A 20,881-nucleotide genomic window follows, 5' to 3' on the forward strand; every position below is an offset into this window, starting at 1 on the left:
GAGTTCAGGAAGAAGAAACAGAACAAGCCTTTGGCTGGTAAGCGTAGTTAAACGCCTCTGGATGGATGAAATACGCTATCTCCTCGAGACCTAGAACTATCCTTGGGCCGGGTCTAGAAATCAGATTATCATCACTAACCACGTACACCCTACCATTCTTGAATGCATTTGTCTTTGCGAGCGGGGTATTGCAGAGATCCCCAGGCTTGACCCCTGCATGGTAGGAGATTATTATAACGTCAGGATTCCTCGCAACTATTTCCTCCGCACTCACAGCCTTCCATCCCTCGACATCGTGGAATATATTTTCCCCACCAGCCAGGCTTATTAAGCTATCGATGAAAGTTCCTTTTCCGCCCGTCCAGTAACCATTCCAATAACTGAGAAGGAAGAACACCTTTGGTCTGGTAGAGTTTCCAACTCTAGCTTCAACACTGGAGACAATGGCTTTCATGTAATTAACAACGCCCTCAGCTTCTTCTTCTCTATTGACGACTTTGCCAAGCTTTATTATCCATTCATAGATCTCGTCAATATTCTTGGGATCAACTATTATAACAGGAGCAATTTCCTGGAGTTTGTCTAGGTATTTAATGTGCATGCTTGTTCCGATAATGAGGTCAGGCTTGAGAGATGCTATGACTTCAATGTTTGGGCCTGAAAATTCTCCAATAATTGTCCTCCCTTTTTGAACTCCTGGAGGAAAGTCATCGAACTTCGTTACGCCTATAACCTTATCAAGAGCTCCTATAAAATAGAGGGTCTCAGTAATGGAAGGGGCCAACGAAACTATTCTTCTAGGCTCCTTTTCAATTGTAACTTTCCTCCCCATAGAGTCGATTATTGTAAGAGGATAGTGAGTCGGCGCCATGGTTTTCGTTACGGTCTCTGTAATTGTTTTAGTCATTGTTTGAGCCTCTGAAGAACCTATTTCTGTAGTTTTTGTTACAGTGACTGTTTTTGGCGGAAGCGTCGTTGTGACTGTCTTTGTTGTAGTTCCCAAACAACCACTAATAAACACGATCAGGGCAACGAAGAACACTATAATTGAGACCTTTTTCATATAATCCCCTCCGCTGGATTATTCATCCAAATCTTAATGAGACAATTTAAAAGGTTTTGGATAAAAATGCCAAAAAGAAAAGGATCACTTTTCAGCTAGTTCGAATCCTTTGTGAAGGGCCTTAAGATTTATTTGCTCTGTTCCCTTTGGAACGGCATCAAGAACTGCCTTTTCAAGGCTTTCTTTTTTAACTATACCACTAAGGCCAACAAAAAGACCTAAAGTTAGGATATTCATCGTCAAACTTAAGCCTGTAGTCTCTTCAGCTATCCTAGTTAGAGGATACGCATAGACTTCTCTGCTCTTCTCAAGCTCATACTTCCTATGAGGTACTAAGTCGCTCTCTATTAATACCAATCCTCCCTCTTTAACTAATGGCAGGTATTTGTCATAAGCTTGCTGGCTTAGAAGTATTGCATAGTCGGGATTTATCGCCTTTGGATAATCTATTGGTTCGTCACTGATAACAACCTCTGCCCTACTTGCTCCTCCCCTCGATTCAGGCCCATAAACTTGAGTTTGAACCGCATATAATCCCTCATATACTGCGGCTGCTCTCCCAAGGATTACGCTCGCTAAGATAACTCCCTGTCCACCAAAGCCGCCAATCAAAACCTCTTTCCTCATTCTTCCCACCCCATCATTTTCTTTGCTCTCTTTATGTACTCCATGTACTCCCTTACCAGACCTGGTCTGTCTCTATCAACGAATTCCCCTATAACGATCTTTCCTTCAAGCTCTTCAGGCTTCATCTTTTTGGCTTTCGCTAGAGGCACGGTTATCTGTTGGTACCATCTTATGAGTTCTGGAGCAGTCTTCATTCTGTTCCTTCTTCCAAAGCTTATAGGACAAGGTGACAAGAACTCAACTAGCGTAAAGCCCTCCTTGCTTAAAGCTTTCTTTATGCTGTTTATTCCTTGAATGTAGTTAAATACTGTCCACCGGGCAACATAGTTAGCACCGGCCGCAACGGCTAGTTGTGCTATATCAAAGGGATTCTCAAACTGACCATAAGGAGCCGTTGTCCCCCTAAGCCCCTTTGGAGTTGTAGGGGCAACTTGGCCACCTGTCATTCCGTAGGTGAAGTTATTGATTAGAATGACTGTAACATCAAGATTCCTTCTAATTGCGTGAATGAAATGATTGCCTCCAATTGCTGCAGCATCTCCATCTCCCATGAAGGCTATAATTTTTAACTCGGGATTCGCGAGCTTTATTCCAGTAGCAAACGCTAATGCTCTACCGTGGGTTGTGTGGAGGCCATCAAAATTAACGAATCCAGGAACTCTCGAAGAACAACCAATCCCACTTACCCACACAATCTTATCAGGATCTAGTCCAAGCTCATCTATCGCCCTCAGCGTGAACTGTAGAACGCTACCAATTCCACATCCAGGGCAGAATATTGTAGGGAGCATGTCCTTTCTGAGATATTTATCCCTTATTTCATATGCAGAGACGAGTCTCACTTCAGATCCCTCCTCACAAAGTCAATTATTTCCATTGGAGTGTGAACCTCTCCTCCAATTTTACTTATCAGCTCAACTCTTGCTTTCCCATTTGCTCCTTCTTTGACTAGATGGTACAACTGCCCAAGATTCATCTCGGCAACGTAAATCACTTCTACTCCTTCTGCAACCCTTTCAATTAGCTCAAAATCGAAGGGCCATATTGTGTTTATCTTAAGCAATCCAGCCTTAATCCCATTTTCCCTCAGCATCTTAACAGCTCTAAGAGCAGATCTAGCCACTATTCCAGTAGAGACTATAGCAACGTCCGCATCCTCGAGTTCATAGCTCTCATAATCAAAAATATCCTTTTTGTTCTTCTCAATTTTCTCAACTATCCTCCTTATTAGCCTCTCGTGGACCTCCCTCTCAACGGTTCTTGGCCTTCCCCTTTCATCATGAGTTAGCCCTGTAACGTAAGTCCTAAATCCCTTCCCGAATATTGGCATTGGTGGGATTCCATCCCCGTGAGGATCACCAAAAGGAAGCTTAGCCTCCTCCTCACTCTGAGGAAGCTTCCTATTTACAATCTCAATCTCATCTGGATTTGGAATGTATACTCTTTCTCTCATGTGTCCAACTTCTGCATCAGTAAGTAACACTACAGGTGTTCTGTACTTCTCAGCTAAATTGAATGCCCTTATGGTAAAGTCAAAGGCCTCCTGAACTGTTGAAGGGCTAAGCACTATGAGGGAATGATCACCATGAGTCCCCCATATGGCCTGCATTATGTCTCCCTGAGAAGGCAAGGTTGGTTGACCAGTAGAAGGTCCTCCTCTCTGGACATCCACAACAACAATTGGAGTCTCCGTCATTACAGCATATCCGATATTTTCTTGCATCAAGCTGAATCCTGGACCTGAAGTTGCAGTCATTGCCTTAACTCCAGCCCAGGAGGCCCCTATTATTGCAGCTATACTTGCTATCTCATCTTCCATTTGTATTACGACTCCATCAACTAGAGGCATATAAAGGGCCATTGCTTCAAAAATTTCACTCGCGGGAGTTATTGGATAGCCTGCATAAAACCTACACCCCGCCAGTATAGCTGCTCTCGCTATTGCCTCATCTCCTTGAATAAAATCAGCTTTACCAACTGGAAAAGGGAGTTTCATTTTGAACCCACCTCAAGCCCCTTTCTAAATGCCTTTATGTTAATCTCTTCGGTTCCTTTCGGAACTCTTCTTCTAATTGCCTTCTCAACACTCTCAGGTTTTACTACTCTAGTTTTTGCTATCAGATATCCAAGAGCAACCATATTAACAGTCAAGGCTAAACCCGTTGTTTCTTCAGCTATCCTCGTAAAGGGTGCACCCACATACTCTCTATCCGGCTTGACAAGGTCTGTGTCGATTATCAATAGGCCATCATCTTTCAGCTTGGATTTAGCCGTTTCATAACCCAATTGATGGAGGGCAACTAGAACATCGGCATTTGTAACCATAAGGTCATATATCTCCCCATTAGAGATTATAACATCAGCTATCGAGTGACCTCCTCTTGAAGCTGAGCTGTAATCCTGAGTTTGGAGAACTTTAAGTCCTTCGATAGCCGCGGCCTCACCAAGAATAACTCCCGCAAGCACGACTCCCTGCCCACCAATTCCTGCAAACCTTATCTGCATTTCCCTTCACCTCACATACTTCTCCTGGACTTCCTTAATCAATTTATTAAGCTCCTCAGTGAATTCAGGCCTTCTTCTATGGACAAACTCCCCAATGACAAATTTACCTTCAAGCTCTTCCTCGCTCATTTTCTTTGCCTTACTTATAGGAACACTATTCTTTAAGAACCAGCGAAGCATTTCCGCAGGTTCTTTCATTTTATTCCTCCTACCAAATTGAACCGGACACTGAGAGATTACCTCAACCAAAGAGAACCCCTTAGTTGTTAGAGCCTTTTTTATGCTCTCTATTAGCTGATAAACATGGGCCGTAGTCCACCTAGCAACATAAGAGGCCCCAGCCGCTGCAACAGTCTCAGCTATCTTCAGAGGATGTTCTACATTTCTATAAGGTGTTGTAGTTGTTATTGCCCCAAAAGGTGTTGTTGGAGCAACTTGACCACCAGTCATTCCATAGATAAAGTTGTTGACAAGAATCACCGTTATGTCTATGTTCCTTCTCGCCGCATGAATTAAATGGTTTCCTCCAATGCTCGCTAAATCGCCGTCACCACTAATAACCACTACATACTTATCTGGAAGCCCAACTTTAACGCCCGTTGCGAATGCTATAGCCCTTCCATGAGTCGTGTGGAGCGTGTCGGCTAGGAAGTAGGGAGAAGCTATCCAAGCCGAACATCCTATACCACTCACAACAACTAGATCTCTAGGATCTATCTTAAGCTGATCAATTGCATTTGCAAAAGCGTTCAGAACAGTCCCACCCCCACATCCGGGACAGAGAGCCGTTGGAAGGGCTTCCTGCCTTAGGTACTTAACCATGGGATAACGGGAATATATCTTCTTCATATGGCAACACCTCTAATCTCCCTAAGAATTTCTTCAACGGTAAGGGGAACACCTCCAATCTTGTTAACACCCTTTAGAAGAACATCGTCGTTGACGAATCTTTGAACCTCAAGTATCATCTGCCCAAGATTCATTTCAGGAACAAGAATTGCTCTAACTTTCTTCCCTAATTCTCTCATTCTCTCACCTGGGAAAGGATGGACGGTCTTCGGAACAAAGAGACCTACTCTAATTCCCTCTTTTCTTGCCTTAAGAACGGCCCCAAGTGAGGGTCTTGCAGAAACTCCCCAACTTACAACCAAGATTTCTGCATCTTCAGTGTAATACTCTTCATATTTCTCGTAAACATCCCGATTTTTCTCTATTTTCCTATGAATTCTTCTTATCAGCCTGTCGTGGACTTCAGGAGTGTATACATCTCTAAGGCCATTTTCTTTATGGGTTGAGCCCGTTACATGAGTAAAGTAGCCATGCCCAAAAAGTGGCATTGGTGGGATTCCATCCCCGTGAGGATCACCAAAAGGAAGCTTAGCCTCCTCCTCACTCTGAGGAAGCTTCCTATAGGCTATCTCAACCTCATCGGGGTCGGGAATTCTTATCTGCTCCCTTGTATGACCAAGGATGCCATCGAACAAAACAACAACGGGAGTTCTAAGTTTCTCTGCGATGTTGAACGCTCTTATAGTTTCCCAGAATGCATCTTCCACACTCACTGGAGAAACAGCAATCATTGGATGGTCTCCATGAGTGCCCCACCTAGCCTGGAAGAAGTCTCCCTGGGCTCCTTTTGTAGCCTGTCCTGTTGATGGACCACTTCTTTGAACATCAACAAGAACCAAAGGAGTTTCAGTCATCACTGCATATCCAAGGTTTTCCTGCATTAGGCTAAATCCAGGACCTGAAGTTGCTGTCATTACCTTAAACCCTGTCCATGAAGCTCCTATCATTGCAGCTATACTCGCTATTTCATCTTCCATCTGGAGATAATATCCTCCAACTTTAGGAAGCTCCCTTGCCATTGTTTCAGCAATCTCACTCGAAGGTGTTATTGGATAACCAGCGTAAAATCTGCAACCTGCAAAGATTGCTCCATAAGCTATTGCCTCATCTCCCATCATAAAGTAATTTCCTGGCTTATAAAGCTTCTTTAAGAGTTCTTTTTGTTCAGGTTCATCTCCTCGAATTATCATCCTTACCACCTTACAGCAATTGCAAAGTCTGGACAGAGTAGTTCACAGAGCTTACATCTCACACATTTCTCTGCGTGCACAGGAATTGGGTAGTGAACTCCCTTCTCGCTAAGCTCTTTGCTCCACTCAAAGACTTTTCTTGGGCATAACTCTACGCATATTCCGCAACCTTTGCAGAGAAAAGTATCGACACTTATCTCAACATTTTTGGCCTTCCCTATGACAAGATATTCCTCTTTACTAACCTGTGTCTGGGTTTCGTCATTTGCCATATCGACCACCTGCAATCCCCTACTGACTTTACATTTGTAAAACATTTAAATCTTTCGTGAGTGAACCGAATGTTTAAAAAATAAAGTTCAGATGTTGCCATTTGGTTAAAAAACTTGGTTTTTTAGAAATATTTAGTTTAATTCTGGCAAGATGATTTTCTATATAACTTCAAAGTTAGTAAAAATTGGGTATATGTTCCCACGACATTTGGATTCATTTTTCTTAACTAAAATCCTTATATAGCCTTCACAAATTCTTCGTAGGGAGGAAAAATGTTTGGAAAATTAAAGGAAAAGCTCAAGTCATTTGTAAAGAAAGTCGAAGAAAACGTTGAAAAGGAAGAAAAAGAAGCCGAAAAGAAAGGCCTGCTCGATAAAATACTCATGGTAGAAATAAAAGAGAGGGATATTGATGAAGCACTGGATGAGCTTGAGCTCGAATTATTGGAAGCTGATGTCGCACTAGAAGTCGTTGATGCATTGAGAGAAAAGATAAAGGAAAAACTTGTAGGGAAGAAAGTAAGAATCGGAACAGACAAGGAGAAAATAATTGAAGATGCCGTAAAAGAGGCTGTTTCAGAAATTCTTGAGACTTCTAAAAGGATAGACCTTCTCGAAGAAATTAAGAGATCTGAAAAGCCATACGTTATAATGTTTGTAGGCTTCAACGGCTCTGGAAAAACAACTACAATAGCAAAGCTTGCCCACTGGCTTAAGAAAAATGGACTAAGCGTTGTAATAGCTGCAAGCGATACATTTAGAGCTGGAGCAATAGAGCAACTAGAAGAACATGCCAAGAGGATAGGAGTAAAAGTGATAAAGCACAAGTATGGTGCAGATCCAGCTGCTGTTGCTTACGATGCAATACAACATGCAAAGGCAAGAGGAATCGATGTCGTGCTCATAGACACAGCTGGAAGGAGCGAAACTAACAGGAACCTCATGGACGAAATGAAGAAGATTGCAAGAGTTACGAAGCCCAATCTCGTGATATTCGTGGGAGACGCATTAGCTGGAAACGCAATAGTCGAGCAGGCAAGACAATTCAACGAAGCTGTTAAAATAGACGGAGTAATACTTACAAAGCTCGACGCAGATGCAAGAGGTGGTGCTGCTTTAAGTATAAGTCACGTAATAGATGCCCCGATACTCTTCGTTGGAGTTGGCCAAGGTTACGATGACCTTATGCCATTTGACAAAACCTGGTTCCTAGAGAGAATTTTTGGTGATATGAATGATTAAAGAAAGCAGAGAAGGCACAATCCTTCAGATAATAGTTAAGCCAAACTCAAAAGAAACAAAAATTGAAGGAATAGATGAGTGGAGGAAGAGAATAAAGATTAGCGTTGCAGCACCCCCAGTGGGCGGAAAGGCAAACAGAGAACTAGTAAGATTTCTTTCGAAGCTTTTAAATACAGAGGTTAAAATCGTGAGAGGAGAAACATCAAGAGAAAAAGACATCCTTATTAAGAACCTAAAAATCCAAGAAGTTAAAGAGAAATTAGGAATTTAAAGCTCTAGGGTTTCTCCTGGCTTCAAGATAACAACCTTTGCCTTTTCTCCAACTAATTTCTTGAACTCCTCAGGATCAGCTGAAATAGGTGGCCAGGTGTTGTAGTGCATTGGAACAACATACTTTGGCCTAAGCAGCTCAACAGCCTTAGCAGCTTCTCTAGGTCCCATTGTAAAGTGACCACCAATAGGTAGGAGGGCAACGTCTATAGGGCCGTAAAGCTCAGCAAAGAGCTCCATATCTTTGAAAACGAAGGTATCACCTGCATGGTATATCTTAACACCATCCAGCTCTACTATGTAGCCACAGGCATTACCTATGCTGTACTTCCCGTCACTACTTGAGTGCCAGGCTGGAACTTGGATGATCTTAACACCATCAACCTCGGTAGGTCCATAGTTCATTCCAATGGTCTCAACTCCTCTGTACTTTTCACTTATGTAGTTAGCAATGTCATACATTGCAACTATCTTAGCCCCGCTAAGCCTCGCTATCTCTCCTGCGTCTCCAAGGTGATCTCCATGGGCATGAGTAACTAGAATCAAATCAACATCCCTGAAGTCATCTGGTTTTGCCGCTGCCTGGGGATTTCCACTTAAGAATGGGTCGATCAGTATCTTTTTGCTCCCCTCTATGTAAAATGCAGCATGTCCAAGGAACTTCACCTTCACCATTCCTATCACCTCAGGATATAATAACCAAAGCTTACTTTAAATCTTTCGCGGTACTTTTATAAAATTCCACTATCCCAATATCAACAGAACTTCTCAGGGTGTTCAACGATGCCAACCAACGTTACCGCCGAATACCTCGCCGCAGAGGAGGAATATAGAAGGGCAAAAACGATCCCCGAGAAAATCAGGGCACTTGAGAAAATGTATGCGCTAGTTCCCAAACACAAGGGAACAGAGAAACTGAGACTCCAAATAAAAAGAAGGCTAGCCGAACTCAGGAAAGAGCTAGAAAAACAGAGACAGCAGAAAAAAGGAGGAGGTTATTCACTAGCTGTCAAAAAAGAGGGAGCAGCTCAAATAGTCCTCGTTGGGCTTCCTAACGTTGGAAAGTCAGAACTCCTAAGAGCCCTAACAGGAGTCGATGTTGAGAGTGCAGACTATCCCTTTACAACAACAGAGCCAATTCCAGCAATGATGAAGCATAAGGATGTCCAAATACAACTAGTTGAAGTTCCAGGCCTCTTAGAAGGAGCGGCCTTAGGAAAGGGGATGGGGCCCCAACTGTTAGCAGTCATTAGGAATGCTGATGCAATTGCATTAGTAATAGATCTCACGGAAGACCCCATAAAACAGATGGAAATTCTACTCAGAGAATTTGAAAGGGCAGGTATTAAGGTGAACAAGAGAAGGCCAAGGGTTGAGATAAGAAAAACCCCCAGCGGTGGAATAGTTATCAACGGAGCTGAAAACATAAAGGGAGACATAAATGAAGTCATGAAGATGCTTAGAGAAGAAAAAATACATTCCGCCGAGATTACAGTAAAAGAACCAGTAACTTTGGAGGAATTCGCAGATGCTCTTGATGAAAGCCTTGTTTGGAGAAAAGCTATTATAATAGCAAACAAAGGAGATGCCCCAGGTAGTAAGGAGAATTATGAGAAACTTGTGAAGGCTTATGGAGATAGATTCAAGATAGTCCCAGTCTCTGCAAAGAAGAAGATAAACCTTGATGCCGTGAAAGAGGCTCTCTATGATGTGGCAGATATAATAAGAGTGTTCACTAAAAGTCCAGGGGAAGAACCTGCCTACCCCCCAATTGCCCTCAGAAAAGGGGCTACAGTCATTGATGTTGCCGAAAGAATTCATAAAGATTTAGTGAAAAACTTCAGATACGCAAGAGTTTGGGGAAAAAGTGTAAAGTTTCCCGGCCAAAGAGTTGGCCCCGATCACGTCCTCGAGGATGGGGATATAGTGGAGATCCATGCGAGATAATCATGGCCCTCTTCTCCCACGCCCTGGCACTTTTCCATGTACTGGAGGTGAAGGATGGTTTTCTTCTCTAATTTTCCTTAAGAGATCCTTGGCTTCTTCTAAGTACCTACTTGCTGTCACGTAATCCCTATTCTTCAAGGCCTCCTGAGCCTTTTGGAGTAACTCTTTTATTGTATCGACATTATATCCAGCTTTCTCAAGCCTTAACGTTACAGTCCAAAGGAGTCTCAGTTCCATTGTAAGTTTTCTTTCTGCAGATATCGTTATGTGATATGCAGAGGTTAGTGATATGCTAAGAGCCCTCTCAGCAAGCCACTTTGAGTGGAGTGCCAAAACATAGGCCTCAACATAATTTCCGGCAGAAAACTTCTCTTTGGCCTTATTCAATAGATCTTCCGCCTTATCCAGCAATCTAGAGACAAGAGGAGACGTCACATTTCTTTCAATAATCCTCTCAGCCCTTTCTAATGCTATCTCGGCATTCTTTATTGACTCGTTGGCAACTTCTGGGGTGATGTTTGCCTTAATAATAGGAGCATGGTGGAACATCTCCTTATACCTAAACATGAACTTTTCTGAGAAAGGTGTTTCTATTATCAAAATATTTGAAGCATTGATCGACACGTTGGTGTTCTTGGAGACAAACAACGGAATTACATGCTTATCTTTTAAGTGCCTAAGCCTCGCAATACCACTAAGATCCCACCCGTAAACTATTACTAGAGTTACATTTGAGAATAATTGTGGATAATCCTTCATAAGGAATTCAATTACTTTCTCACTAGTTTCCACTCTGTCTTTTCCCCAGATTGGGGTATAAGATATCCCTAGGCTCTGGAGGGCATCATAGTACTGCGGAGAAACAGCTTTAGGACCTCCTATTATTATTACAAGAGAAGGATTCAGGCTCATTATCTCGGCAACAACGCTCTCATTGTAAATCCCCCAGGGGGTTACTACAACTTTTGCATTGAGTATTTCAGCAACTTTCTCGGCCAATGCACTGTCAGCTTCATTGTCACTAACCAATATGACTATGTTCTCGGCCTGTGCAGAGACAAAGCTCTCGAGCATGGGGAGAATGACTAGTAGAGATAAAAGAAGGGAGAGAACCTTTTTCACGGCCTCTCACCCCTCCCCGGCTTCTCTGGTTTTTTAATCCTGCTCTCCCTTTCCTCTTTTAACTTCACCTTAAGCCCTTTTTCGATCTCTTCAATTAAGTTCTTAGCAATTTGAACATTTCCAGCATTTAAAGCTTGTTTGGCCTGCTCAAGTAGTTGAAGTTCAGTTGAAACATCAATTCCTCTTGCCTTAAGCCTCAGCATGATCTTTTCTAGAACTCTAATCTTCAGCTCAAGTTTCAGGGAGTAGTTTGCAGATATTTTCTTCTCAAATTCTTCTCCAGCCCGAGCTATCACTACTTCAGCTATGTTCTTTGCTGCAACGGCTAGTCCAAAGGCCTCTCCATACTTGCCCTCTTTATATGCCAGTTTGGCCATCTCCAGCTTCTTCTCAGCCTCTTCAATGAGCTTCTCTGCACTTGGAATTGTTGCATTCTCAACAAGTTGCTTCGCAAGTTCAATTCTCTCCTCTGCAACCTTTATAACATCCTCAGCTCTCTCTGCGGTTATATTTACGAAAATTTCCCTACTAACATTTCCGACTTTCTCCCTGACTCTTTCCATTACTTTCTCACTAAATCTACTCCTCACGATTTCCACGTTTCTAAACTTGGAGGCTATTGTCATGTTCAAGGTGTCATTTTTAACGAGTAGAGGTATAACTCCACTCTGATTTCTGATCTGCATCATAGCAGCGTAGTCCCATCCATAGGCCAAGGCTAGAGTTAGGTTTTCTGCTAGCTCTGGATACATTTGAAGTATCAACTCAACTGCCTTTTCGCTTGTCTCAACCCTGTCCCTGCCTCCAACTCTTGTAACATTTATTCCCAAGGCCTGGAGTTCCTCCTCGTAAAGTGAGACTACTGCTAGAGGACCACCTATTATTATTACCAAGTCAGGATTAAGCTCCGATATTTCTGCAGTTATCGTGTCGTTATACACTCCCCACTTTGTGACAACGACAGTTGCGTTTAGTACATCACTTATCTTCTGGGCCAGTGTTAAGTCTGCCTCATTGTCACTTACTAGTATTACTATGTTCTGAGTTGCTGCCTGTGTCTCAGGTAAGCCAACTATACTCATAATTAATAACACTATAATACCGGCCGCTCCAACCCATCTCATTCTCATCACCAATATTACCTAAAACTTGAAAATAGAAAAGGGATCTGAAGTTTCTACCCCGTTTCAAAGCGTTTCTTAGCTTCCCTATTAAAAAAATGCCATTTCAGATAACTTTAACAAGCTTTTCCATCCATGGAGATACTCTGATTTTTATATAGCCCTTGAATTTGCTGTCAACATTCTTATCACCAGTATAAACCCTAACGATGCCATCCCTAATCTTAGATTGAGTAGCAACTACAATGATATTTTCCTTCGGAATCTTCCTCAGAACCTCTGGAGAGAACTGCTGATTTCCTCTCCCAAACAAGAAGTTCAACCCTCCAATTACCGTAACCACGATTTTTGGATTTTTGTGAAGAAACTTGAGCAGATCACTTTCACTGGCATCTTTAACTAGAAGTCTAGCCTTTCCATCTTTGACCTCGACCACATCAACACCTAAGAGAGTTCCCTGAATCCCTATCTTATCCTTTATCCTCTTTATAGTTGAACCAGCTCCAAGGAAGTATATGCCATCTTCAAGCAGTATGTCCTCTGCAACAGCTTCTGTTAGTGCCTCGAGCTCTTCTTCTTCATCAATCTTAACAGCCTCTTTACTCCCTTGAACCAAGCTCTCAACTATCGGAGTTAGAACATCGTAGAATTTCCTTGCCTTGAGTTCATCTCTCCTGTAGGAGTCTTCATCAAGATCCATGACAGCCCTTTCCTCGATTTTAGCATTCCCTTTGGTGAATTCAGCTAGAACTTTGGCTGCATCCTCTGGGGAGGTAGCAAAAACACCAGAGAACATCTTAACCCCAGTGGGAATTCCAAGGATAGGAACCTTTTTGCCAACAACCTCGGCTATGTCTCTAGCGGTTCCATCCCCGCCTGCAAAAACTATCAGCATAACTTTATCGAGCATTTGCTTAGCTAAGAACTTTGTATCTTCCGCCGTTGTATCTGGAATTTTAACTCCCATAATATTCCTCCACTTGATATCCCTATGCCTCAGGACATGATAAGGGAAGTGAAACTCTTTCAGTATGTCCTCTCCCAACGGTCCAGGACCCGTCAAGAACTCTACATTCACTCCATATCCCTCAAGTTCTTTAAGGAAAAGTCTGGCAAGTTCTGGAGTTACCGGTCTAGCTCCTCTCTTTATAGCCTCTTCAACAACCCCATCAGTGCCCTTAAGTGCCACTCTTCCACCCATTCCAGCTATTGGATTAACTATAAGCCCAATTTTCATGTTCTCACCTCATATACTTTCTCGCAAATACAGTCAGGAAAACCGCCCACATGAACATTCCAAATATAGCCTCTATTGAAGCTATCACCTTTCCAACTCCAACGGGGTGAAGATCACCATACCCAAGTGTCGTCGCGGTAACTATGCTGAAGTACACATAGTCAAAGGGAGAGTTAACAGGGATAACACTACCCGTTAAAGCATAGGCTATGGGGAAACCAAAAATCACAAGTGCAAGCCACAAAAACACTGGTCTCCTCCAATCAGTTCCGTACTTACACGTTAAATCTGCAAACAGGAACTCAAAAATAACTTCCAAAAGCCTAAGGGCCTTTTTAATGGTCTTAGGTCCCTTCCTATAGTGAGCCAAAACCCTCTTTCTCCTAGCCAGCATTTCAAGGTAGTAATATTCATCCGCCTTTTCCTTGTCCCCACTACCTTCCCATGTCGTTCTAGCTATCCTGTAGAAAACTTCCGCAAGATAGGGGTTGTTGAAGGTACAATTCTCTATAACAATAAAACCAAAAACACTCAACTCTGCTAAAAGGTTGGGAAGGTATGTAAGATTCCAGTTCTCATCACTATAGAACTTGGAGTTCCTCAGAACGAGGTTATTTAGAATCGTTACGTGAACAAACTCCGGGTATCTAACCTTACTATTCACGATTTCAACATGTCCGGGCACTTGAGAATTCTCAATAAGTAACTGGCCAGCAAATCCATTGACGAAAATCCTCACCTGCCTCTTGAATCGCGGACTCTCGTCAAAACTAATATTAGCTATGTGAAGTATATGAGCCTTGACAGGTCTTTTCTTGCTCTCAAACTCTATACCAAGCTCTTGGCGTAATCTTTCGATCAGAGGATACCTAGAGTTCAAAGCTATCCTCCTAACACCCGAAAGATTCGAAAGTTCTATTCTACCAGCCATTCTTCCAGCCTCTCCAAACTCCTCTTCAGCCGTGACTTCCTTGGGGTAGTATTCTGTAGAGTTTATCATGACATACCTCACATTAGAGTTCCTAACGAGAATTGAAGAAGAGAACTTCGTGGAGCATATGCTCACGCCGTAACCACTCAGACCATTTAGGTATAGAAAATCCACGGTCGAATCTATTATAGCTATTGAATCAACTTCAGAGTTTATTATTGTCAAACTTGCTAACTCAGACTTTCCAATTATTATCCTCTTGATTTTTGAATTTCTGAATATTACAGGATGATCTATCTTCTTTTCTAGGATGATAACATCGTACAGTTGAACCCCTTCAAACGTCCTAACACCTCTCTCAAGAGCCCTTTCAAACGCTCTTCTTTTTATTTCTCTTATCTTGTCTCCATAGAGCAACTCCCCTTCCTCAAAGGGTATGTGAAGAGAACAATATTTGGATCCCTTCAGGGGCTTTCTTCTGCACTTCTTTCCACTTGAGTAAACGTACTCACACACTTATCCCAGCCTCCCTTTCCTCCTGCATTCTCCTAAGCTTTGCCATCTCTACAGCTTCTTCATGCTCTTTCTCTCCTCTGGCACCTTTAATTCTCTTGGAAAGCTTGGATAAAACTTCCTCCGGGCCATAAAGTATTACAACATCTCCTGGGAGTATCACGGTATCTCCATGAGGGGCTCCTATATAGACTTCCCTTCCCTCAACCTTCCTATATATTCCAAGAACTAAAATACCCTCCTTATCAAGCTGGAGTTCTCTCAATGATCTGTTAGCAAGCCAGCCAGTTTTCTTTACCTTAATCTGTGCTATTGAATAACCCTTTGTTATCCCTAAAAGCTGGGAATAATCGAGAACCCTCAATGAGGGAGCAACTCTAGAAAGAACTCTTCTTATTATCTTCCTCATAACTCTTTCAATGTACTTAGAGCGGAAGAAGAGATACAAAATTATTAATCCAAGAATTAAGATTATTATCCTTTGCCCAGCTTGTTCCCTTGTTATGCCAGTAAAGCTTAATACAAGAGTAGCTATAGCGGACGTTATTCCAGCACTCCCAAGGAGCATGAGTATCCTTATTATTCTCCTCCTAACAGGATGGGAAACAACGTACTCACTTTCACTAGTGGTGAAGCCAACTCCAGAAAACGCCGACTGAGCCTGAAAGGCGGCAACATCCTTGGATAACCCTGTCATCTCTAGGGCTACCGCACCTATCCTCACTATTATTGCCGATATTAGAACTACCAAGAGGAAAGTTATTATGGGTATCATGGCTAACTTTCATTAATCTACGACAGGTTTTTAACTTCTTGGTATATCTTCGGCCAGGGGATGATGAAGGAGATTTCGGCCGAGTGATGATGACACTCGCATGGGCTGACCCAAGGAATATAAAGTTCCCAAGTTTCTAATTTCTAGACGGACATTCTTTTAAATTTGGAAGAACTATAATTATAATTGGGTGTTATAATATGGAGACTAACAACAACGAAAATAGAATAGATATCATAGAGTGGGCTAAGAATAAAAAGATATACAAAACAGAAAGCTGGAAAGAGTTTATCAATCAACTACTCGACTTTTTAAGTTACCTTTACTCATTTCGAGAATTCCAGAACTGGCTAAGAAAAACATTTCATGGAAAGAAAATAGGTCTTCTCCCCGAAGACCTAAAAGAACCGGCAAAACTCATAATAGCTGGGGGAGGATATGAGGAAAATGCCTTTGGCAGGGTCATGTTTAAATTATTTGACGTAAAGACTGGAGACTTTTCAAATTATGAAACAAGCCTAGAGGTTTATCTAAAAAGAGGAGAATATACAACAATATTTGTTGGAAAGAACATTTTTGGCCAATCTAAAGAATTCTTTGAGAATCTGATTGCCAAAATAGAAAGCATACTTCGAGAATTTGAAATTAAAACATATAAGGAAAGAGTGTATAAAAAAATTTCAAATATTGATTATTACTCATGGATTAATCCAGAAGAACCTCAACTTCAAGAAGTTCTGACTAACTTCCTAAACCTATCATTAAGCTTGCTCGAGCCATCAAGTCCTTATGTTCAGTTCATTGTGTACTTTAACACATCAACCCTCAGTCTTTTAAGAGAAGTATTAGACTGCAGTATAACTGATATAAGAGAATTAGTGGAATTGTTTAAACCAAAGATACTTACGGAAAGCTTAAACGAAGTAGAAAAAATTGACGAGGATTATGGAGGAGACTACATCCTCCTCTTTGAAGATTACGGATTGTCAAAAGAAATACTGGAAGTGTTTGGAGAAGAAGGTTACCTCCACCGTCTCTTGAAGGGAGTATTTTCAAAAGAAACTAATGTTGATAGAATGTTTGATGAACTCTGGAAAGAAAGGAAAAAAGCAGTTTTAGAACTTGTAAAGAAAAGAATATGGAGGCCACACAATCTCCTTAAGGAGGCACTATTCTCTAAAGAACTTTGTGAGGACAACATTAACTCAGTTGTGTTTGTTAAATCTACATCTAAATTATATCAAGATTTAACTGGTGTAGATATCCTAAGAACTAACGAGTATCCCTCCTTTGCTGTTTATGAAATTAAAAAGGCCAAGGAATACGCCTATGAATACGCCCGTTCACCAGGTTATCTTTTCACAATAATAGATAATATCGCTGAAAAGCTTAGAAAATGGTTCCCGTCTTCTAAAACAGAACTACCAGTTTCAATTCTACTTGAAGATGCATTTCCTCTGCTCTCCACAAAATATCTACAGAGCAAATTTCAAAAAAGTTCATGGGGTCATAGTAATACAACTGTTGTGTTTAAGTATCTAGTTTTAAAACCAAGAAACTGCGAAGATCCTCCTAATCCAAGATCTTACTTAACCCTACTCAAGGAGTTGGAGAGTATAGGTGAAACTCTATGAAGAAGCAACTAAAAGGCATCGAGAAAACAACAAAAGAGGCAATACTCCAAATAATGTATTCCTCTTTTAAAGAAGAAACAGAACCAAATCAAAAAACTCAGGTAAAAGAGGAAGCCCAAAACCTTTCACTCAACAAAGTGTCAATACCTCCAATCTATATAAATGCCAGGTTATTGAATGTTAATATTAGTATACCAACTCACATACCCTTTACCATTCTTCCTCCACTTCCACAATCCAAGCTCATCAAGAGAATAACATCTCTCAGATTTAAGAAAGAAATTCCAAATATCTCTCTCCCTCTCTCCAAACTAAGACCTATGAAGATCGCCTACAAGAGGGTTTCACTAAATTCAAAAGTACCAGATAAAAAAAGATGTCCATTACCCAGATTAAACGTCAAAAGGAGAACACTTACCAAAACAAGGGAGGTTAGAACAATAAACAAAGTTATCCGAGTGAGTTCTCATGAGTTTGGAATGTTAAACCCTCCTAAGGTTTCAAAAATACAGAGCTCTAAGATCTCAATTAACATTAATATCCATGCTCAAGAGGATACTCACTTTCCAAGATCTCTTATTTTCCCAAAAATTAAGATCCCGCTTATAAAAGCAATAACTTTTTTTGAGATAACTAAAACACTCCCATATTCACAGCAGAAGCTCTCAAAAGTGTCATCCTTAGCTCTGCCAAGAATTTTTGTTACGCCACTATCATCGCAAGGAACCATTATTTTGAGAATTTCAAAACTCTCCTTGCTACCCACCCTCAATAGTTTATTCCCTCAAATTACTCCCATAGACGCCTCTACTTTATCGATAGGGATTTTAAAAATTAATAGTTCCATACTGCGTGGAAACGATGGTTTCCCCTTTCCAAGTCTTACTATAAAAAGGATGCCCATAATATCAGACTTCAATATCTTAAAAGAAATTCTATATGCAAAGTCTATAGGCATATACCCTAAGGTAGCCCTTAAATCATGGAAATATTTGCCAGTTCTCCAATTCTCAAGCAATGTCGCTGAGTTATTGGATATTGGAGGTTTTATAGTAGAGGAGGCGAAAAAAATGAAAGAGAAAGCTCTCTTAGAGGAACTCTTTAGAGTCAAAGAAGGGGCGTTTCCAAAAGGTGCCAGCGAAGTACTAGAGAAACCAATTCTAATTTTGATGTTTGACAAATATGAAAACGAGCTCCACATTCCTCTTGCATATGTCTGTGCAGAGTTATATAAGGAAATAAAGGGAGGAGAGACACCAATTCCTGCCTATAGAGATTTCGATAAACCAGAACAAGTTGATTCTACTCAAGATGTTAGCCTATTATTTCCATTTAAGTTCACAAAAAGAGTAGAGATTATAGATGGAAGAATAGCTGAACATGTGTCTATTCAAATGTTCCTACGAACCGTAAGAGGAAGGATAAAAACAGCATATCTACAAGGACTAGGTTTCCTAATTATTAACTTCGGCGACCCTCGGAGATTGAAAGATAGGTATTTTTCAAGTACCTTACAAGAGATTAAAAATGAAAGTAAGGGAGCACATATCATTAAAATAATCAACAATATTAATGATCCTATATTAAAAAAGGCCATAATATATGGAGTTCTCGGTATTAAAAATCCATCAGATCTAGATTTTAAGTCAATGTTGGAGAAATATCATAAATCACTAAGGGACACAGTCAAAGTATTATCAATATTTGTTCCAATGGGAGAGAGTGTAAATGGAAGGCATCAGTTTAGAGAGACTCTCCATTATCCCATGAAAGTTGCAACATTTTCCTATTTTGTGAACAGGGAGTTGGAAAAACTTGAAAAAAAGCCACTCTCAGAAGATGAATTTTATCAATTTATAGCGGGACTGCTCAGAAATGGAACAATAAAAATTGAAACCCCTATCAAAGAAGGGATAATTCCAGATATGGTATATGAGGGAGATAATAGGGTAATTATCGAGATAGAAACCCTCATAGGAACAGGAGATCCTCTCAAGAAAATTGACAAAACTGTATCAAAGTACTTAAGTGATGAGGGGAGATATTTGTTCCCAGATTATGAGTTCTGGATAATTCTAAGACCAGTGTCAGCACTCATTCATTATGAAGAAATATTCAGAAGGGCTAAAATTTACAATACCATATACGAGGAACTTAATCCAAGCTTTAAAGTTTTAACACTCGAGTTTGATAAGAAAAACCGACTTAAATGGCATTTAGTCGATATAGAAGACTTCGGAAAAGAAATTAAGAAGGCTCTAAATAGAATAAAAGAAATTGAAACATAACCACCATTGCCCCATGAACTTTAAAAGTTAAGCATTCTCTTTTCATCCGAACAACCATGAAGTGCTCAAAGTGTGGAAGAGAAGCAGTATACTTTGCAAGATATGAAGGGAGGTATTATTGTCACAAACACTTTAACGAGCTAGTGGAGGGTAAGGTCAAGAGAACTATTAGAAAGTACAGAATGATAAGAAGAGGAGAAAGAATCGGCGTGGCTGTCAGCGGAGGAAAAGACAGCGTTGTCCTAATGCACCTGCTCGCAAAGCTAAGAAAAAAATTCCCCTTCGAGCTAGTCGCGATAACGATAGACGAGGGAATAAAAGGGTACAGAGACAAAAGTGTCGAAGTTGCGAAGAAAAATGCAGAGCTCCTTGGAATAGAGCATCACATATACAGGTTTAAGGATTACATAGGCTTTACTCTAGATGAAACCGTTGAGATAATGGGGCCAAGAGGAGAGAGAGTTGGTGCATGTTCCTACTGTGGAGTTTGGAGAAGGTGGCTCCTTAACAAGGCCGCAGAAGAGCTCAAAGTAGATAAACTTGCTCTAGGTCTAAATCTAGATGATGAAGTCCAAGTATTTCTAATGAACTTGATGAGAGGAGATATAGCCAGGCTAGGGAGAACTGGCCCTTATTATGAAGTTATCCATGAAGGGCTTATCCCAAGGATAAAACCCCTAAGAGAGGTCCCCGAAAAGGAGATAGTCTTGTACGCCGTTCTGAATAACATTGAGGTAGATTTAAGTGAGTGCCCCTACGCCGTTGAGGCATTCAGAGCCGAGATAAGGGACTGGCTTAACGAGATGGAAGAGAAGCACCCTGGAACCAAGTACCAACTCCTAAGGAGCTATGATAAATTGTTCCCCTTACTTGCGAAAACCTACGCCAAGGAGGTAAAGCTAAACCGTTGTAAAATATGTGGCCAACCAACAAGTGGAGAGATCTGCAAAGCCTGCATGTTCAGGCTTCAAGTTCAGCAAAAAGCCAAGGAGAGGGGGTTTAACTTTAAACTAACTGCGGCAAAGGATTGAGTCAACTCAATTCACGTAGGGTATCTCGTATGATAATCGAGACTCCTATCCCTATTAAAGAGCTTGAGGATATTAAGAGGAAAAGTAAGGCAAATGTAATAGTGTTCCTTGTTGAAAAGGTTGAAAGAAACGGTATTATTCTAAATCGCGTTCAAATTTTAGGACCTAAGGAGGAGATAGAAAAGTTCATCAACACACTAAAACTGGCAAGAGCCGGAGGATAACACGTTACATGAGAAAACAGTTAAAATACCTACGCAGAAC

General features: G+C 41.1%; 21 protein-coding genes. 7 read left to right on the forward strand and 14 right to left on the reverse strand.

The genetic code is table 11. The features are described from left to right. Positions 1-4: 4 nt before the first annotated feature. The 8 genes from PY04_RS08105 to PY04_RS08140 form a co-directional block, all read right to left on the reverse strand. Complete coding sequence (locus tag PY04_RS08105) at positions 5-1,063, reverse strand: ABC transporter substrate-binding protein (protein WP_014734640.1); 1,059 nt, start codon at positions 1,061-1,063, stop codon at positions 5-7. Between the two features lie 84 nt (positions 1,064-1,147). Then, the gene (locus PY04_RS08110) at positions 1,148-1,690 is read right to left on the reverse strand and encodes a 2-oxoacid:ferredoxin oxidoreductase subunit gamma (protein WP_014734641.1); all 543 of its coding nucleotides are present in this window, start codon (positions 1,688-1,690) and stop codon (positions 1,148-1,150) included. Further along, positions 1,687-2,532 (reverse strand): 2-oxoacid:ferredoxin oxidoreductase subunit beta, encoded by an 846-nt coding sequence (locus tag PY04_RS08115; RefSeq protein WP_014734642.1) that lies wholly within the window; start codon positions 2,530-2,532, stop codon positions 1,687-1,689. The genes PY04_RS08110 and PY04_RS08115 overlap by 4 nt, the downstream gene beginning before the upstream one ends. After that, positions 2,529-3,686: a 2-oxoacid:acceptor oxidoreductase subunit alpha gene (locus tag PY04_RS08120; RefSeq protein WP_014734643.1), complete on the reverse strand. Its 1,158-nt coding sequence runs from the start codon at positions 3,684-3,686 to the stop codon at positions 2,529-2,531. Before PY04_RS08120 ends, PY04_RS08115 begins: the two co-directional genes overlap by 4 nt. Further along, the gene (locus PY04_RS08125; RefSeq protein WP_014734644.1) at positions 3,683-4,195 is read right to left on the reverse strand and encodes a 2-oxoacid:ferredoxin oxidoreductase subunit gamma; all 513 of its coding nucleotides are present in this window, start codon (positions 4,193-4,195) and stop codon (positions 3,683-3,685) included. The genes PY04_RS08120 and PY04_RS08125 overlap by 4 nt, the downstream gene beginning before the upstream one ends. Before the next feature lie 6 nt (positions 4,196-4,201). Further along, on the reverse strand, positions 4,202-5,044 hold the full coding sequence (locus PY04_RS08130; RefSeq protein ID WP_014734645.1) for a 2-oxoacid:ferredoxin oxidoreductase subunit beta: 843 nt from the start codon (positions 5,042-5,044) through the stop codon (positions 4,202-4,204). Beyond that, positions 5,041-6,234, reverse strand: coding sequence for a 2-oxoacid:acceptor oxidoreductase subunit alpha (locus PY04_RS08135; protein WP_014734646.1), 1,194 nt, complete (start codon positions 6,232-6,234; stop codon positions 5,041-5,043). The genes PY04_RS08130 and PY04_RS08135 overlap by 4 nt, the downstream gene beginning before the upstream one ends. A gap of 2 nt (positions 6,235-6,236) precedes the next feature. After that, positions 6,237-6,506 (reverse strand): 2-oxoglutarate ferredoxin oxidoreductase subunit delta, encoded by a 270-nt coding sequence (locus tag PY04_RS08140; RefSeq protein WP_014734647.1) that lies wholly within the window; start codon positions 6,504-6,506, stop codon positions 6,237-6,239. Positions 6,507-6,779: 273 nt separating this feature from the next. Between PY04_RS08140 and ftsY the strand changes: the two genes are divergently transcribed. Together ftsY and PY04_RS08150 are read left to right on the forward strand one after the other, a co-directional pair. Beyond that, positions 6,780-7,748 carry a signal recognition particle-docking protein FtsY gene (ftsY, locus tag PY04_RS08145; RefSeq protein ID WP_014734648.1) on the forward strand — a complete coding sequence of 323 codons (969 nt, stop codon included), beginning with the start codon at positions 6,780-6,782 and terminating at the stop codon, positions 7,746-7,748. Next, complete coding sequence (locus PY04_RS08150; RefSeq protein ID WP_014734649.1) at positions 7,741-8,019, forward strand: DUF167 family protein; 279 nt, start codon at positions 7,741-7,743, stop codon at positions 8,017-8,019. Before ftsY ends, PY04_RS08150 begins: the two co-directional genes overlap by 8 nt. On the opposite strand, the gene PY04_RS08155 is transcribed toward PY04_RS08150, so the two are convergent. Continuing rightward, complete coding sequence (locus tag PY04_RS08155; RefSeq protein ID WP_014734650.1) at positions 8,016-8,693, reverse strand: metal-dependent hydrolase; 678 nt, start codon at positions 8,691-8,693, stop codon at positions 8,016-8,018. The genes PY04_RS08150 and PY04_RS08155 overlap by 4 nt on opposite strands. A 108-nt stretch (positions 8,694-8,801) precedes the next feature. Between PY04_RS08155 and PY04_RS08160 the strand changes: the two genes are divergently transcribed. Further along, entirely contained in the window at positions 8,802-9,965 is a 1,164-nt protein-coding gene (locus PY04_RS08160) for a GTP-binding protein (protein ID WP_014734651.1), read from the forward strand. On the opposite strand, the gene PY04_RS08165 is transcribed toward PY04_RS08160, so the two are convergent. From PY04_RS08165 to PY04_RS08185, 5 genes are all read right to left on the reverse strand, one after another. Next, entirely contained in the window at positions 9,966-11,087 is a 1,122-nt protein-coding gene (locus PY04_RS08165; RefSeq protein ID WP_014734652.1) for a cell wall-binding repeat-containing protein, read from the reverse strand. It lies immediately after the preceding gene. Continuing rightward, positions 11,084-12,211 (reverse strand): cell wall-binding repeat-containing protein, encoded by a 1,128-nt coding sequence (locus PY04_RS08170; RefSeq protein ID WP_014734653.1) that lies wholly within the window; start codon positions 12,209-12,211, stop codon positions 11,084-11,086. Before PY04_RS08170 ends, PY04_RS08165 begins: the two co-directional genes overlap by 4 nt. Positions 12,212-12,314: 103 nt before the next feature. After that, positions 12,315-13,445 carry an ATP-NAD kinase family protein gene (locus PY04_RS08175; protein ID WP_014734654.1) on the reverse strand — a complete coding sequence of 377 codons (1,131 nt, stop codon included), beginning with the start codon at positions 13,443-13,445 and terminating at the stop codon, positions 12,315-12,317. 4 nt (positions 13,446-13,449) lie between these two features. Further along, positions 13,450-14,892 carry a potassium channel family protein gene (locus tag PY04_RS08180; RefSeq protein ID WP_014734655.1) on the reverse strand — a complete coding sequence of 481 codons (1,443 nt, stop codon included), beginning with the start codon at positions 14,890-14,892 and terminating at the stop codon, positions 13,450-13,452. Further along, positions 14,885-15,664 (reverse strand): TrkA C-terminal domain-containing protein, encoded by a 780-nt coding sequence (locus tag PY04_RS08185; RefSeq protein WP_048056117.1) that lies wholly within the window; start codon positions 15,662-15,664, stop codon positions 14,885-14,887. The genes PY04_RS08180 and PY04_RS08185 overlap by 8 nt, the downstream gene beginning before the upstream one ends. 200 nt (positions 15,665-15,864) lie before the next feature. On the opposite strand from PY04_RS08185, the gene PY04_RS08190 reads away from it, so the two are divergent. Genes PY04_RS08190 through PY04_RS08205 form a run of 4 tightly spaced genes read left to right on the forward strand, consistent with a single transcriptional unit; the run spans position 15,865 to position 20,841 of the window. Further along, positions 15,865-17,298, forward strand: coding sequence for a hypothetical protein (locus tag PY04_RS08190; protein ID WP_014734657.1), 1,434 nt, complete (start codon positions 15,865-15,867; stop codon positions 17,296-17,298). Then, positions 17,295-19,586: a hypothetical protein gene (locus PY04_RS08195; RefSeq protein WP_014734658.1), complete on the forward strand. Its 2,292-nt coding sequence runs from the start codon at positions 17,295-17,297 to the stop codon at positions 19,584-19,586. Before PY04_RS08190 ends, PY04_RS08195 begins: the two co-directional genes overlap by 4 nt. A 56-nt stretch (positions 19,587-19,642) precedes the next feature. Beyond that, on the forward strand, positions 19,643-20,617 hold the full coding sequence (locus PY04_RS08200; RefSeq protein ID WP_048056118.1) for a TIGR00269 family protein: 975 nt from the start codon (positions 19,643-19,645) through the stop codon (positions 20,615-20,617). 29 nt (positions 20,618-20,646) lie between these two features. Then, positions 20,647-20,841, forward strand: a complete 195-nt coding sequence (locus tag PY04_RS08205; protein ID WP_014734660.1) for a TIGR04140 family protein — start codon at positions 20,647-20,649, stop codon at positions 20,839-20,841. Positions 20,842-20,881: the final 40 nt, after the last annotated feature.

This window comes from Pyrococcus sp. ST04, from assembly GCF_000263735.1.
Taxonomy (GTDB): Archaea; Methanobacteriota_B; Thermococci; order Thermococcales; family Thermococcaceae; genus Pyrococcus.

What these genes read in the sequence shown, in the direction of transcription:
- PY04_RS08105 (WP_014734640.1), bottom strand. Translation starts at nt 1,063, where the DNA reads ATGAAAAAGGTCTCAATTATAGTGTTCTTCGTTGCCCTGATCGTGTTT.
- PY04_RS08110 (WP_014734641.1), bottom strand. Translation starts at nt 1,690, where the DNA reads ATGAGGAAAGAGGTTTTGATTGGCGGCTTTGGTGGACAGGGAGTTATC.
- PY04_RS08120 (WP_014734643.1), bottom strand. Translation starts at nt 3,686, where the DNA reads ATGAAACTCCCTTTTCCAGTTGGTAAAGCTGATTTTATTCAAGGAGAT.
- PY04_RS08125 (WP_014734644.1), bottom strand. Translation starts at nt 4,195, where the DNA reads ATGCAGATAAGGTTTGCAGGAATTGGTGGGCAGGGAGTCGTGCTTGCG.
- PY04_RS08130 (WP_014734645.1), bottom strand. Translation starts at nt 5,044, where the DNA reads ATGAAGAAGATATATTCCCGTTATCCCATGGTTAAGTACCTAAGGCAG.
- PY04_RS08135 (WP_014734646.1), bottom strand. Translation starts at nt 6,234, where the DNA reads ATGATAATTCGAGGAGATGAACCTGAACAAAAAGAACTCTTAAAGAAG.
- PY04_RS08140 (WP_014734647.1), bottom strand. Translation starts at nt 6,506, where the DNA reads ATGGCAAATGACGAAACCCAGACACAGGTTAGTAAAGAGGAATATCTT.
- ftsY (WP_014734648.1), top strand. Translation starts at nt 6,780, where the DNA reads ATGTTTGGAAAATTAAAGGAAAAGCTCAAGTCATTTGTAAAGAAAGTC.
- PY04_RS08150 (WP_014734649.1), top strand. Translation starts at nt 7,741, where the DNA reads ATGATTAAAGAAAGCAGAGAAGGCACAATCCTTCAGATAATAGTTAAG.
- PY04_RS08155 (WP_014734650.1), bottom strand. Translation starts at nt 8,693, where the DNA reads ATGGTGAAGGTGAAGTTCCTTGGACATGCTGCATTTTACATAGAGGGG.
- PY04_RS08160 (WP_014734651.1), top strand. Translation starts at nt 8,802, where the DNA reads ATGCCAACCAACGTTACCGCCGAATACCTCGCCGCAGAGGAGGAATAT.
- PY04_RS08170 (WP_014734653.1), bottom strand. Translation starts at nt 12,211, where the DNA reads ATGAGATGGGTTGGAGCGGCCGGTATTATAGTGTTATTAATTATGAGT.
- PY04_RS08175 (WP_014734654.1), bottom strand. Translation starts at nt 13,445, where the DNA reads ATGAAAATTGGGCTTATAGTTAATCCAATAGCTGGAATGGGTGGAAGA.
- PY04_RS08185 (WP_048056117.1), bottom strand. Translation starts at nt 15,664, where the DNA reads ATGATACCCATAATAACTTTCCTCTTGGTAGTTCTAATATCGGCAATA.
- PY04_RS08190 (WP_014734657.1), top strand. Translation starts at nt 15,865, where the DNA reads ATGGAGACTAACAACAACGAAAATAGAATAGATATCATAGAGTGGGCT.
- PY04_RS08195 (WP_014734658.1), top strand. Translation starts at nt 17,295, where the DNA reads ATGAAGAAGCAACTAAAAGGCATCGAGAAAACAACAAAAGAGGCAATA.
- PY04_RS08200 (WP_048056118.1), top strand. Translation starts at nt 19,643, where the DNA reads ATGAAGTGCTCAAAGTGTGGAAGAGAAGCAGTATACTTTGCAAGATAT.
- PY04_RS08205 (WP_014734660.1), top strand. Translation starts at nt 20,647, where the DNA reads ATGATAATCGAGACTCCTATCCCTATTAAAGAGCTTGAGGATATTAAG.